Origin of the sequence: Lelliottia nimipressuralis (assembly GCF_004402045.1) — a bacterium.
In the GTDB taxonomy this organism is placed as follows: Bacteria; Pseudomonadota; Gammaproteobacteria; order Enterobacterales; family Enterobacteriaceae; genus Enterobacter; species Enterobacter chinensis.
Window position 1 is genome coordinate 93,456 of sequence record NZ_SOMG01000023.1, and the last position, 12,769, is coordinate 106,224.

Consider the following 12,769-nt stretch of genomic DNA (forward strand, 5'->3'; position numbering starts at 1 on the left):
AATGCGAATATTTGTCTACGGCAGTTTAAGAACCAGGCAAGGCAACAGTCACTGGATGACCAATGCCCTGCTGCTGGGGAATTACAATATCGAAAACTACCAGTTGTACAGCCTGGGCCACTATCCAGGCGCGGTTCCCGGGGAGGGAACGGTACAGGGGGAGGTTTATCGTATTGATAACGCGACACTTGCCGAACTTGATGCCTTGCGCACCAGGGGCGGTGAATACGCGCGCCAGTTGATCCAGACGCCGTACGGAAGTGCGTGGATGTACGTCTACCAGCGTCCGGTCGAAGGGTTAACGCGGATTGTAAGTGGTAACTGGTTAGACAGAGACCAGTACTGAAAAAAACAACGCCACCGTGAGGTGGCGTTGTTTTTTTTGTTCCTTCAACTCTCTTCTGTATCCCGGCTTTGGGTTAAAAACAGAGGAACGAACAGCATGATGTACGGGGCAATAAGCCATAACAAACACAGGGCGCGTGAACGGCCATAGTAGTTTATGCACCGCGTATTGCTTGAAATGACGGGCAGGAAAAACAGTAAAAACAGCAGAATCGCATAATCGCTTCGATAAGGGATCCATAAGTAAAACAAAAACCAGGCGAGCTGGAATGTCATGATGCAGAGATACTGCCATTTGCTGTCTTTACCGTAACAGTCAAACGCCTTTATGTAGCCCATTTTTATGCTTTGAAGAAAGAAACTTAGCATGTATAACGCTCACGATCGCGACGGTCAGGAGTGTGCTCGTCAGCAACGCCCCTAAAAAATAGCTGTGGGTGATATCAGTAGCACCCGAGCCTAAAGTATGCAATTTACTATATCCTCTATCTACTGCAACAAAAAGCGTATATAGCCCGATGTTAATACAGAACTGAAGCAGACAAGAAGTGACAATATTCCTTGGGATTCTTTTTAATAGAGTGAGTAACGCATAAATAATACTTGCTGATAGAGCGAAGTAAAGCCCGTTAAATAAACTAGATAGTAAGGAGCTGTTTAATTCGCTGAATATTAAATTATCGCTTCCATAGTACCATGACAGATATTCAACATACGTACCTCTGCCAAATATAAAGGAGGCAATAATAAGGACGAATAGACTCACGATATGGTTTTTCTTACTCATAATTTTGCTCCCTTAGATAGCAGCTCCTTCATCGTTTTACTGGCTTCTAGCTGATCTTTGATTATGGCAAGGTCACGAGTATTGTGGTTATATTTTGCAATAGCGGTTGGCGTACCTTTACCACCATTGTCCATAAAGAAGACAATATCCTTACGACCATAAAGAAGAACTTGTGGGATAGGATCTCGCCCATAACTCACCGCCTGCGGCAGGGAGTGGATAGACTCTGTCGTGAGGAACCGAGGAATATTTTCATGCTCAATATTACCTAAAGGTGTTGTGGCAACAAGAGAGCCAATAAAATCGGTCGTATACACTAACGCATCTGTATCTTTGGTCGTTACTTTTGAACCCGTAATATATTTTATCTGTTGCCAAAGGGTAATATCTTTAGGGATAACCTTAACGCCATCCATAAACATATCTTGCTTGCGTTTTAGCTGAATGACAGTACGGTGCACCTGTGTCATAGAGGGGCTGATTTCCCCAATAGAAGGCATAAGACCATCGCGAGAATAAAGCCGTTCAATGATAAAATAAATCCCTGTTGGGCGGGCAACATCAATGTTAATGGATGACATAAGAATCCTATAATGAGTGGGGATTAATGTTCATCATGACAGTATGTTGTGAACAGCCAGGCTATTCAACCACTCCCACCATAAATGATAGGGTGTCTTTTCTGTTTTTAATATCCAAATCAAAAAGAATGGGATTTATCTTAAATAATCCGTTTGTGCCGATTTTAACCAAAGAAATAAAAAAGCCCCGACCAGCGGGGCTTTATCGACAGGCAGTAAGAATTACTTCTTAGCCGCGCGTTCGAAAGAGGCGATGATTTCTGCTTTCGCCGCTTCTGCGTTGTCCCAACCGTCAACTTTAACCCACTTGCCTTTTTCGAGGTCTTTGTAGTGCTCGAAGAAGTGAGTGATCTGCGCTTTCAGCAGCTCTGGCAGGTCGTTCACATCTTTGATGTGATCGTATTCTTTGCTCAGCTTGGTGTGTGGTACCGCAACCAGCTTCGCATCTTCACCGGATTCGTCGGTCATTTTCAGCACGCCAACTGGACGGCAGCGAATGACGGAGCCTGGCTCCAGTGGGTATGGCGTTGGGACCAGCACGTCAACCGGGTCACCGTCCAGAGACAGGGTGTGGTTGATATAACCGTAGTTGCACGGATAGAACATCGCAGTAGACATGAAACGGTCTACGAACAGGGCGCCGCTCTCTTTGTCCACTTCGTATTTGATAGGATCTGCGTTAGCCGGGATTTCGATAACTACGTAGATGTCTTCTGGCAGTTCTTTACCCGCTGGGACGTTGAGTAAGCTCATGTCGGTGTCCTTTAAAATGGATGGTAAACAAGTGGCAGGTATTATAGCCAACTCGCGCTGAATGTCTCCGCCTGTTTTCGCTTTCTCTCCCCGCTTTCTCCACTTTTCAGACCGATTCCATGACAGAAAAATCCATAAACTCAGCCGCATTTTTCATGGCGAAATGAAAGCGATTACAAACTTGTGATTAACGTTTTATTCACTTTTCTGAAGTGTGATGTAACGCAATTCGTTACATATTTCATGGGCTATAGTCATTCCGCAGAACATCTTTTAACCAACAATAACTCACCCTACGAGGACGTTCATATGTGGAAGCGCTTACTCCTGGTCACAGCAGTTTCGGCAGCCATGTCGTCTATGGCGATGGCCGCTCCCTTAACCGTAGGTTTTTCGCAAGTCGGCTCTGAATCTGGCTGGCGAGCGGCAGAAACCAACGTGGCGAAAAGCGAGGCCCAGAAACGCGGCATCACCCTGAAAATCGCCGATGGTCAGCAAAAACAAGAGAACCAAATCAAAGCCGTACGCTCCTTTATCGCCCAGGGCGTAGATGCCATCTTTATTGCACCCGTCGTGGCGACCGGCTGGGAACCCGTCCTGAAGGAAGCGAAAGACGCTGAGATCCCGGTCTTCCTGCTCGACCGTTCCATCGACGTCAAAGACAAATCCCTCTATATGACCACCGTCACTGCCAACAACGTTCTTGAAGGACAATTGATTGGTGACTGGCTGGTGAAACAGGTCAATGGCAAGCCGTGTAACGTGGTTGAGCTGCAGGGGACCGTCGGGGCGAGCGTGGCCATCGACCGTAAAAAAGGTTTTGCTGAGGCCATCGCGAAAGCGCCAAACATCAAGATTATCCGCTCTCAGTCCGGCGACTTTACCCGTAGTAAAGGTAAAGAGGTTATGGAGAGCTTCATCAAGGCTGAAAACAACGGCAAAAACATCTGCATGGTTTACGCCCATAACGATGACATGGTGATCGGTGCGATTCAGGCGATTAAAGAAGCGGGCCTGAAGCCGGGCAAAGAAATCCTCACCGGCTCTATCGACGGCGTGCCTGACATCTATAAAGCGATGATCGACGGCGAAGCCAACGCCAGCGTGGAACTGACGCCAAATATGGCCGGCCCGGCATTCGATGCGCTGGAGAAATTCAAGAAAGACGGCACGATGCCTGAGAAGGTGACGGTCACCAAATCTACGCTCTACCTGCCGGATACGGCGAAAGAAGAGTTAGAGAAGAAGAAAAATATGGGCTACTGATCCAGTGAAATTGCCGGGTGGCGCTGCGCTTACCCGGCCTACGATACGCTCTTTTGTAGGCCGGATAAGCGTAGCGCCATCCGGCTTGATGCAGGGGGAAAACCATGACCACTGAACAACACCAGGAAATCCTCCGCACAGAGGGCTTGAGTAAATTCTTTCCCGGCGTAAAAGCGCTGGATAACGTTGATTTCACCCTGCGGCGCGGTGAAATCATGGCGCTGCTGGGCGAGAACGGCGCGGGGAAATCGACGCTGATCAAAGCGCTGACCGGCGTTTATCACGCCGATCGCGGCACTATCTGGCTGGAAGGTCAGGCCATTTCGCCAAAAAATACCGCCCATGCCCAACAGCTGGGGATCGGAACGGTATACCAGGAAGTGAACCTGCTGCCGAACATGTCAGTGGCGGATAACCTGTTTATTGGCCGTGAGCCACGCCGCTTTGGCCTGCTGCGGCGCAAAGAGATGGAGACACGGGCGACAACGCTGATGGAATCGTACGGCTTCTCCCTCGACGTCCGCGAGCCGCTGAACCGCTTTTCCGTCGCCATGCAGCAGATCGTCGCGATTTGTCGCGCGATCGATCTCTCTGCGAAGGTGTTGATTCTTGACGAGCCCACCGCCAGCCTCGATACCCAGGAAGTGGAGATGCTCTTTACCCTGATGCGCCAGCTGCGCGATCGGGGCGTCAGCCTGATCTTCGTCACGCACTTCCTCGATCAGGTGTATGAGGTGAGCGATCGCATTACGGTGCTACGCAACGGCAGTTTTGTCGGCTGCCGTGAAACCCGAGAGCTGCCGCAGATCGAGCTGGTCAAAATGATGCTGGGTCGCGAGCTCGAAACCAACGCCCTTCAGCGCGCAGGCCGCACGCTGCTGAGTGATAAACCGGTCGCTGCCTTCAGCGATTACGGCAAAAAAGGGGTCATTTCGCCGTTTAACCTGGAAGTGCGGCCCGGTGAAATTGTCGGTCTGGCGGGCCTGTTAGGCTCCGGTCGAACCGAAACTGCCGAGGTGATCTTCGGGATCAAGCCCGCGGACAGCGGCAGCGCGTGGATCAAGGGCAAACCGCAAACCTTGCGATCGCCGCATCAGGCCTCCTGCCTGGGGGTGGGCTTCTGCCCGGAAGACAGGAAAACGGATGGCATCATTGCCGCGGCCTCGGTGCGGGAAAACATCATTCTGGCGCTACAGGCGCAGCGCGGCTGGCTAAGGCCGATCCCACGCAAAGAGCAAAACGCCATTGCCGAGCGCTTTATCCGCCAGCTCGGCATCCGCACCCCGAGCGCGGAACAGCCCATTGAATTTCTCTCCGGCGGTAACCAGCAGAAAGTGCTGCTGTCACGCTGGCTGCTGACCAAACCCCAGTTCCTGATCCTCGACGAACCGACCCGCGGCATTGACGTGGGGGCGCACGCCGAAATTATTCGCCTTATCGAAACCCTGTGTGCGGACGGGCTGGCGCTGCTGGTCATTTCGTCTGAGCTGGAAGAGCTGGTGGGCTATGCCGATCGCGTCATCATTATGCGCGATCGCAAACAGGTGGCAGAGATCCCGCTGGATAAGCTGTCCGTTCCGGCAATCATGAATGCCATCGCGGCATAAGGAGTGAATCGTGATGCCCCGTTCGCTTTCGCAAACCGGTGAGACAAAGCGCCGCTTTAGCTGGCCAACCGGCACGCCGCAAATCGCGGCGCTGCTGGTGGTACTGCTGGTAGATAGCCTGGTCGCGCCGCATTTCTTCCAGATTATTGTTCAGGATGGCCGCCTGTTTGGCAGCCCGATTGACATTTTAAACCGTGCCGCGCCCGTGGCGCTGCTGGCCATTGGGATGACGCTGGTTATCGCCACCGGCGGGATTGACCTCTCCGTCGGTGCGGTGATGGCCATTGCCGGGGCCACGGCAGCCTCAATGACCGTGGCCGGGCACAGTCTGCCCGTCGTTCTGCTGGCGGCATTAGGCACCGGCGTGCTGGCAGGATTATGGAACGGCATTCTGGTGGCGGTGCTGAAAATCCAGCCTTTTGTCGCCACCCTGATTTTAATGGTGGCCGGACGCGGCGTGGCGCAGCTCATTACCTCCGGTCAGATTGTCACCTTCAACTCGCCGAGCCTGGCGTGGCTGGGCAGCGGCAAGCTGTTTTTCTTCCCCACGCCGGTCATCATTGCCCTGGTAACGTTAGTGGTGTTCTGGCTCTTCACCCGCAAAACGGCGCTGGGGATGTTCATTGAAGCCGTCGGGATCAATATTCGTGCGGCACGCAACGCCGGGGTCAACACGCGGCTGATGGTCATGCTGACCTACGTGCTGAGCGGCGTGTGCGCCGCCATCGCCGGGGTCATTGTCGCGGCGGATATCCGCGGGGCCGACGCCAACAACGCGGGACTCTGGCTGGAGCTGGACGCGATCCTGGCGGTGGTGATCGGCGGCGGGTCGCTGATGGGCGGGCGCTTTAACCTGCTGCTCTCGGTGATTGGCGCGCTGATCATTCAGGGAATGAACACCGGGATCCTGCTCTCCGGTTTTCAGCCGGAACTCAACCAGGTGGTGAAAGCCGTGGTTGTGCTCTGCGTGCTGATCGTCCAGTCACCGCGCTTTGTCAGCATCATTAAGGGGATCCGTGGCCATGATAAAACGTAATTTACCGTTAATGATCACCCTGGGCGTGTTTGTGCTGGGGTATCTCTACTGTCTGACGCAGTTTCCGGGGTTTGCCTCGACGCGCGTGATTTGCAATATCCTGACCGATAACGCCTTTTTAGGCATCATCGCCGTCGGCATGACCTTTGTGATCCTCTCCGGTGGGATCGATCTCTCCGTCGGCTCGGTGATCGCGTTTACGGGCGTGTTCCTCGCGAAGGCCATTGGGTTCTGGGGGATCTCTCCGCTGGTGGCATTTCCGCTGGTGCTGGCGATGGGCTGCGCGTTTGGTGCCTTTATGGGGCTGCTGATCGACGCGTTAAAAATCCCGGCGTTTATCATTACCCTCGCGGGAATGTTCTTCCTGCGCGGCGTGAGCTATCTGGTGTCGGAAGAGTCGATTCCGATTAACCACCCGATCTACGACACGCTCTCCAGCCTGGCGTGGAAAATCCCCGGCGGCGGCCGCCTGAGCGCTATGGGGCTCCTGATGCTGGGCGTGGTGGTCATTGGCATCTTCCTCGCCCACCGTACCCGGTTTGGCAACCAGGTTTACGCTATTGGCGGAAACGCCACGTCGGCAAACCTGATGGGGATCTCCACCCGCAGCACCACCATCCGCATCTATATGCTTTCGACCGGGCTGGCGACGCTGGCGGGTATCGTCTTCTCTGTGTATACCCAGGCCGGTTACGCGCTGGCGGGCGTCGGCGTTGAGCTGGATGCGATAGCTTCTGTGGTCATCGGCGGCACGCTGCTCAGCGGCGGGGTGGGTACGGTGCTGGGCACGCTGTTCGGCGTGGCGATCCAGGGGCTGATACAAACCTATATCAACTTTGACGGTACGCTCAGTTCGTGGTGGACGAAGATCGCCATCGGCATTTTGCTGTTTATTTTTATTGCCTTGCAGCGCGGTCTTACTGTGCTTTGGGAGAACCGCCAGAGTTCACCGGTTACGCGTGTATAAACATTTTCCGGTAGCGGCCGATAATCTTCTTTTACGCCAAGAAATATCTCGCTACCGGAAATAACATCATGCTGAAAACGCTATCGATTCGTACCGGCTTGCTCTCTTTACTGGCCGTTATGACCCTTCTGCTGCTGATTGTCAGCGGCATCGGTATTTATGCCCTCACACAGAGTTCTTCTTCGCTGCAGCGTATCAACCACCTTCAGGGTGAGCAGATGGTGCAGCTTAATTCTGGCTATACGCTGATCCTGCGCGCGCGCAACGAGGCGGGCCAGGCCGTCCGGCTGATGGAAATCGGCATGCTGGACGATGCGGCCAAAGCGGTAAAAAACATCAATCAGGAAGTCGTTCTGGCCCAGAAAACGCTCAAAGGCGTGATCGACGGCGGCGTGTCTGATGAGCAAGGGCAACAGCTTCTCAATAAAGTCGCCACCAGCCTGGCGACGTATAACCAGCAGGGGATCAACCCAATGCTGAAAACCCTGAATGACCAGAGTGCAGACAGCTATTACGATCTGCTGGAAAACACGTTGATCCCGGTGGCGAAGCAGTTTGATAACGACATGCAGGCGTTTCAGAAATGGAGCGAAGCGCGGGGTCAGACGGAAGTGAGTGCCGTGCAGGCGAGTAAAACCCGCGTGCTGATCCTGATTATCGTTGCGGCGCTGCTGACGGCAGGCATTATCGTGCTGGCCTGGCTGGTGCTGCGCCATATGCTGCTCAAGCCGCTTTCGGCGTCGATTGCTCAACTGGAGAACGTGGCGGCGGGCGATTTAACCCATACGCTGAATGCACCCTCGAGCCAGGAGTTTAATCGTCTCAACGCGGCGATAGAGGAGATGCGCCAGTCGCTGATGAACTCGGTTCTGCGGGTGCGTGATGCCAGTTCGCAAATTGACACCGGCAGCCGCGAGCTCACGGCGGGGAACCGGGATCTCGCCGAGCGTACGGAATCCACCGCCACCTCGCTGGAGCAGACGGCGGCCAGCATGGAACAGATCACCGCCACGGTGAAACTCAACGCCGATAACGCCGAGCAGGCGCACCAGCTGGCGAAGTCAGTGTCCGACACGGCCGATCACGGCAGTGAAATGGTCTGCTACGTGATTGAAAAAATGCGTGATATCTCCGGCAGCTCGGCGCGCATCGCCGACATCCTGAGCGTGATTGACGGCATTGCCTTCCAGACCAATATTCTGGCGCTTAACGCCTCCGTGGAAGCGGCGCGCGCGGGCGAGCAGGGGCGCGGGTTTGCCGTCGTCGCCGGTGAAGTGCGAAATCTTGCCAGCCGTAGCGCCGACGCGGCAAAAGAGATCCGATCGCTTATCAGTGATTCGCAGACCCACGTTAGCGAGGGCAGCGAGCTGGCCCAGCAGGCTGGTGAAACGATGGATGAGATCGCAACGGAAGTGCTGCGCATGACCAAACTGATGCGCGAGATTGCGACCGCGTCCCAGGAGCAGAGCCGCGGCATTGAGCAGGTGAATATTGCGGTGAACCAGATGGACGAAACCGCGCAGCAGAATGCGGCGCTGGTGCAGCAATCCTCCGCCGCAACCCGCTCCCTTGAGGAGCAGTCGCGTCAGCTGATGGAAGCCATGTCATCATTCAAAGTGACGACTCAGACCGCTGCATAATATTCCCCAGCCCCGGGACGTTCTGTGCCGGGGTTTTATTCTTTGCAGAATTAACTGCCGCAATATTCTCGTGAATATCGCCCATTAATATTTCCAGCGAACGGGTTAAGGCTAACGCTTTTTCAGTCGGCTCAAGATATAAGCCTTTGCGGAAAAATAATGGTTCATCAAACAGTAGATTAAAACGTTTCAAGGCCAGGCTCACCGCAGGGCGTGACATCTCCAGGCGCACAGAGGCCTTTGCCATGCTGCCGCAGCGGACGATTTCAATAAATACAGGGATAAGATTTAAATCAATACCGGTTGTAGCACGAGAATAATTTTTCATTGCGATTCTGCTCCAGGAAATATCTGTCAAACTGTTATGGAAATAATGCAGGAGCAGTGGTGAATATTAAAGCCTGTTTTTTATAAACACTTATACGTTAAAATATATAAATGACCAGGGGAGCCAGAACGGCTCCCCTGAAGAAAGGTATTACGCGTCCGGGTACTCACGGATAAAACGTTCAACGTCTTCAACCATGTGGTTGTTGCCGACGAAGAATGAACGGCGCTGGTGAAGGCTTTCCGGCACGATATCCAGAATACGCTCTTTACCATCGCTCGCCTTGCCGCCCGCCTGCTCGGCGAGGAACGCCATCGGGTTGCATTCGTACAGCAGACGCAGCTTCCCGTCAGGGTGGCTTGCGGTGCTTGGATAGAGGTAGATACCGCCTTTCAGCAGGTTACGGTGGAAATCCGCGACCAGAGAGCCAATATAGCGGGATGTGTAAGGGCGCTGCGTCAGTTTATCTTCTTCCTGGCAGAATTTGATGTACTTCTTCACGCCGTTCGGGAATCGGATGTAGTTGCCTTCGTTGATGGAGTAGGTATTGCCCTTCTCCGGGAAGCGCATGCGTTCCTGGCTCAGACAGAAAACGCCCAGTGAAGGATCGTACGTAAAGGCGTGAACCCCGCAGCCGGTGGTGTACACCAGCATGGTGGAGGAGCCATAAACGACGTAACCGGCAGCCACCTGATTAATGCCTGGCTGCAGGAAATCTTCTTCGGTCACCGGCGTGCCAACAGGCGTGACGCGGCGGTAGATGGAGAAAATGGTACCGACAGAAACGTTAACGTCGATGTTTGAGGAACCGTCGAGCGGATCCATCAGAACAACGTATTTAGCGTGTTCACACCCTTCGAAAACAACAATTTCATCTTCTTCTTCGGAGGCGATACCCGCAACGATGTCGCGCGCGCGCAGTGCAGCTTTCAATTTTTCATTTGCGAACAGATCGAGTTTCTGTTGAACCTCGCCCTGAACGTTCTCGGCACCGCTGGCACCCAGGATATCGACCAGACCGGCCTTGTTGATATCACGGTGGATGATCTTAGCGCCCAGCTTTATTGCCGACAGCAAAGCAGTGAGTTCACCGGTAGCATGAGAGAACTCGTGCTGCTTTTCGACAATAAATTCACCTAACGTTTTCATAACACTTTCCCTGCATCTTTGTGAGTAGAGCGATTGTATGTTCACTAAAACGACTAAAGCCCAACAATCTTAACAAACATTCAAATATTAGCGCAGAGGTGAATCGCGCCAGCAACATACGGATTTACCTGAAATGCGTTTCACAGCCGCTAACATGTGAGTAAAATGTGCGCCACATTGAAGAAGGATAGTGACGTATGCGCATTCATATATTGGGGATTTGTGGCACTTTCATGGGCGGACTGGCAATGCTGGCGCGCTCGCTGGGCCATGAAGTGACAGGTTCGGACGCCAATGTGTATCCGCCGATGAGCACACTTCTGGAGAAAGAGGGGATATCTCTCATTCAGGGCTATGACGCCAGCCAGCTTGATCCCGAGCCGGACCTGGTGATCATCGGCAACGCCATGACCCGCGGCAATCCGTGCGTTGAGGCGGTACTGGAACGCAATATTCCGTTTATGTCCGGCCCGCAGTGGTTGCATGATTTCGTGCTGCGCGACCGCTGGGTTATCGCGGTTGCCGGTACGCACGGCAAAACCACCACCGCCGGGATGGCCACCTGGATCCTCGAAGCCTGTGGCTACAAGCCGGGCTTTGTGATCGGCGGCGTTCCGGGCAACTTTGACGTTTCTGCACGACTTGGAGACAGCCCGTTCTTTGTTATCGAAGCCGACGAATATGACTGCGCGTTCTTCGATAAACGTTCCAAATTCGTCCATTACTGCCCGCGAACGCTGATCCTCAACAACCTTGAGTTCGACCACGCGGATATCTTTGACGATTTGAAAGCGATTCAGAAACAGTTCCACCACCTGGTGCGCATCGTGCCGGGCCAGGGGCGCATCATCCTGCCTGAGAACGACATCAACCTGAAGCAGACGATGGCGATGGGCTGCTGGAGCGAGCAGGAGCTGGTGGGCGAGCAGGGCCACTGGCAGGCGAAAAAACTTAACGCCGATGCCTCTGAGTGGGAAGTGCTGCTCGACGGTGAAAAAGTGGGTGAGGTGAAGTGGGGCCTGGTGGGCGAACACAACATGCACAACGGCCTGATGGCGATCGCGGCCGCACGCCATGTGGGCGTTCAGCCTGCAGATGCGGCTAATGCGCTGGGCTCGTTTATCAATGCCCGTCGCCGTCTGGAACTGCGCGGTGAAGCCCACGGCGTCACGGTGTATGACGATTTCGCACACCACCCAACGGCGATTCTGGCGACGCTTGCGGCCCTGCGCGGCAAAGTCGGCGGTACCGCGCGCATTCTGGCGGTGCTGGAACCACGCTCGAACACCATGAAGATGGGCATCTGCAAAGACGATCTCGCGCCGTCATTAGGACGCGCCGATGAGGTCTTCCTGCTGCAGCCGCAGCATATTCCGTGGCAGGTGGCTGAAGTGGCCGATGCCTGCATTCAGCCTGCGCACTGGAGTGCGGATGTGGATGTGCTCGCGGATATGGTGGTGAAAGCGGCCCAGCCCGGCGACCATATTCTGGTCATGAGCAACGGCGGTTTTGGTGGGATCCATCAAAAGCTGCTGGATGGTCTGGCGAAGAAAGCCGAGGCCGCTGAGTAAAAAAAGAGCCCGGTGGCGCTAGCGCTTACCGGGCCTACACATTGCACGACCTTGTAGGCCGGATAAGGCGTTTACGCCGCCATCCGGCGCACAACCGCACTGATTACTCTTCGTTCTCAGACAGCTCGCGCAGATACTGGAAAATCAGGCGCGCAGACTTCGGCGGCTTATTCCCTTCTTTCTCTTTCTTCGCGTTGCGGATCAAGGAACGCAGCTGCTGACGGTCAGCATCCGGCCAAAGGTTCAGCACTTCCGGTACGGCATCATCACCCTGTTCAATCAGACGATCGCGGATCTGTTCAAGCTTATGGAAAAACGCAACCTGCTGGTTGTGGCGGTTTTTCAGCTTGTCCAGCGCCTGGCGGATCGGATCGACGTCGCGCTGACGCAGCATTTTACCGATAAGCTGAAGCTGGCGACGACGGCCTTCTTTTTTGATTTTCTGTGCCAGTTCAATGGCATCACGCAGATCCTGGTCGAGCGGGATCTTATCCAGCGCGTTTTTACCCAGTTCTACCAGTTCTCCGCCAAGCTGTTTTAACTCTTCGGCGTCACGTTTAATTTCACTTTTACTGACCCAGATGATCTCATCATCTTCGTCTTCGATGTCATCACCGGGAACGTCGTCGAGCCAGTCTTCGGGCTGCTTAGTCATGTCAGGCTCCTTAAAAAAAGAGGCTAATGTTACCAGTTAAGACGCGCACTGAAAAACGGTTCTCTGTTAGACTTCAGATAACTC

Annotated in this window: 14 protein-coding genes; 7 read left to right on the forward strand and 7 right to left on the reverse strand. The window is 53.9% G+C overall.

The annotated features are described in order from the left end of the window. The first annotated feature begins 1 nt into the window (after position 1). Complete coding sequence (locus tag E3U32_RS15270; RefSeq protein WP_024907288.1) at positions 2 to 346, forward strand: gamma-glutamylcyclotransferase family protein; 345 nt, start codon at positions 2 to 4, stop codon at positions 344 to 346. Here E3U32_RS15270 and E3U32_RS15275 read toward each other — a convergent pair. The 4 genes from E3U32_RS15275 to ppa form a co-directional block, all read right to left on the reverse strand. Continuing rightward, positions 326 to 640 (reverse strand): hypothetical protein, encoded by a 315-nt coding sequence (locus E3U32_RS15275; RefSeq protein ID WP_166790949.1) that lies wholly within the window; start codon positions 638 to 640, stop codon positions 326 to 328. The two genes, E3U32_RS15270 and E3U32_RS15275, sit on opposite strands and share 21 nt — an antisense overlap. A gap of 21 nt (positions 641 to 661) precedes the next feature. Then, entirely contained in the window at positions 662 to 1,132 is a 471-nt protein-coding gene (locus tag E3U32_RS15280; protein ID WP_134349457.1) for a hypothetical protein, read from the reverse strand. Further along, the gene (locus tag E3U32_RS15285) at positions 1,129 to 1,713 is read right to left on the reverse strand and encodes a hypothetical protein (protein ID WP_134349458.1); all 585 of its coding nucleotides are present in this window, start codon (positions 1,711 to 1,713) and stop codon (positions 1,129 to 1,131) included. The genes E3U32_RS15280 and E3U32_RS15285 overlap by 4 nt, the downstream gene beginning before the upstream one ends. Before the next feature lie 222 nt (positions 1,714 to 1,935). After that, a complete protein-coding gene (ppa, locus tag E3U32_RS15290; RefSeq protein ID WP_010427397.1) occupies positions 1,936 to 2,466 on the reverse strand; it encodes an inorganic diphosphatase in 531 nt (176 codons plus the stop codon). Between the two features lie 309 nt (positions 2,467 to 2,775). On the opposite strand from ppa, the gene ytfQ reads away from it, so the two are divergent. From ytfQ to E3U32_RS15315, 5 genes are all read left to right on the forward strand, one after another. Further along, the gene (gene ytfQ / locus E3U32_RS15295) at positions 2,776 to 3,732 is read left to right on the forward strand and encodes a galactofuranose ABC transporter substrate-binding protein YtfQ (RefSeq protein ID WP_134349459.1); all 957 of its coding nucleotides are present in this window, start codon (positions 2,776 to 2,778) and stop codon (positions 3,730 to 3,732) included. 104 nt (positions 3,733 to 3,836) lie between these two features. Next, a complete protein-coding gene (gene ytfR / locus E3U32_RS15300) occupies positions 3,837 to 5,339 on the forward strand; it encodes a galactofuranose ABC transporter, ATP-binding protein YtfR (protein ID WP_134349460.1) in 1,503 nt (500 codons plus the stop codon). 10 nt (positions 5,340 to 5,349) lie between these two features. Continuing rightward, positions 5,350 to 6,375, forward strand: a complete 1,026-nt coding sequence (gene ytfT / locus E3U32_RS15305; RefSeq protein ID WP_166790950.1) for a galactofuranose ABC transporter, ATP-binding protein YtfT — start codon at positions 5,350 to 5,352, stop codon at positions 6,373 to 6,375. Beyond that, entirely contained in the window at positions 6,362 to 7,342 is a 981-nt protein-coding gene (yjfF, locus tag E3U32_RS15310; RefSeq protein WP_134349461.1) for a galactofuranose ABC transporter, permease protein YjfF, read from the forward strand. Before ytfT ends, yjfF begins: the two co-directional genes overlap by 14 nt. A gap of 68 nt (positions 7,343 to 7,410) precedes the next feature. After that, entirely contained in the window at positions 7,411 to 8,982 is a 1,572-nt protein-coding gene (locus tag E3U32_RS15315) for a methyl-accepting chemotaxis protein (protein WP_134349462.1), read from the forward strand. On the opposite strand, the gene E3U32_RS15320 is transcribed toward E3U32_RS15315, so the two are convergent. Beyond that, positions 8,954 to 9,310, reverse strand: coding sequence for a helix-turn-helix domain-containing protein (locus E3U32_RS15320; protein ID WP_134349463.1), 357 nt, complete (start codon positions 9,308 to 9,310; stop codon positions 8,954 to 8,956). The genes E3U32_RS15315 and E3U32_RS15320 overlap by 29 nt on opposite strands. A gap of 150 nt (positions 9,311 to 9,460) precedes the next feature. Then, positions 9,461 to 10,459, reverse strand: a complete 999-nt coding sequence (gene fbp / locus E3U32_RS15325) for a class 1 fructose-bisphosphatase (protein ID WP_134349464.1) — start codon at positions 10,457 to 10,459, stop codon at positions 9,461 to 9,463. Positions 10,460 to 10,656: 197 nt separating this feature from the next. Between fbp and mpl the strand changes: the two genes are divergently transcribed. After that, a complete protein-coding gene (gene mpl, locus E3U32_RS15330; RefSeq protein WP_134349465.1) occupies positions 10,657 to 12,030 on the forward strand; it encodes a UDP-N-acetylmuramate:L-alanyl-gamma-D-glutamyl-meso-diaminopimelate ligase in 1,374 nt (457 codons plus the stop codon). 103 nt (positions 12,031 to 12,133) lie between these two features. Here the strand turns inward: mpl and yjgA are convergent, their stop codons facing one another. Beyond that, positions 12,134 to 12,685 (reverse strand): ribosome biogenesis factor YjgA, encoded by a 552-nt coding sequence (yjgA, locus tag E3U32_RS15335; protein ID WP_134349466.1) that lies wholly within the window; start codon positions 12,683 to 12,685, stop codon positions 12,134 to 12,136. Positions 12,686 to 12,769 lie beyond the last annotated feature (84 nt).

Coding starts and splice junctions, on each gene's coding strand:
- E3U32_RS15270 (WP_024907288.1), top strand. CDS start 2: ATGCGAATATTTGTCTACGGCAGTTTAAGAACCAGGCAAGGCAACAGT.
- E3U32_RS15275 (WP_166790949.1), bottom strand. CDS start 640: ATGGCAGTATCTCTGCATCATGACATTCCAGCTCGCCTGGTTTTTGTT.
- E3U32_RS15280 (WP_134349457.1), bottom strand. CDS start 1,132: ATGAGTAAGAAAAACCATATCGTGAGTCTATTCGTCCTTATTATTGCC.
- E3U32_RS15285 (WP_134349458.1), bottom strand. CDS start 1,713: ATGTCATCCATTAACATTGATGTTGCCCGCCCAACAGGGATTTATTTT.
- ppa (WP_010427397.1), bottom strand. CDS start 2,466: ATGAGCTTACTCAACGTCCCAGCGGGTAAAGAACTGCCAGAAGACATC.
- ytfQ (WP_134349459.1), top strand. CDS start 2,776: ATGTGGAAGCGCTTACTCCTGGTCACAGCAGTTTCGGCAGCCATGTCG.
- ytfR (WP_134349460.1), top strand. CDS start 3,837: ATGACCACTGAACAACACCAGGAAATCCTCCGCACAGAGGGCTTGAGT.
- yjfF (WP_134349461.1), top strand. CDS start 6,362: ATGATAAAACGTAATTTACCGTTAATGATCACCCTGGGCGTGTTTGTG.
- E3U32_RS15315 (WP_134349462.1), top strand. CDS start 7,411: ATGCTGAAAACGCTATCGATTCGTACCGGCTTGCTCTCTTTACTGGCC.
- E3U32_RS15320 (WP_134349463.1), bottom strand. CDS start 9,310: ATGAAAAATTATTCTCGTGCTACAACCGGTATTGATTTAAATCTTATC.
- fbp (WP_134349464.1), bottom strand. CDS start 10,459: ATGAAAACGTTAGGTGAATTTATTGTCGAAAAGCAGCACGAGTTCTCT.
- mpl (WP_134349465.1), top strand. CDS start 10,657: ATGCGCATTCATATATTGGGGATTTGTGGCACTTTCATGGGCGGACTG.
- yjgA (WP_134349466.1), bottom strand. CDS start 12,685: ATGACTAAGCAGCCCGAAGACTGGCTCGACGACGTTCCCGGTGATGAC.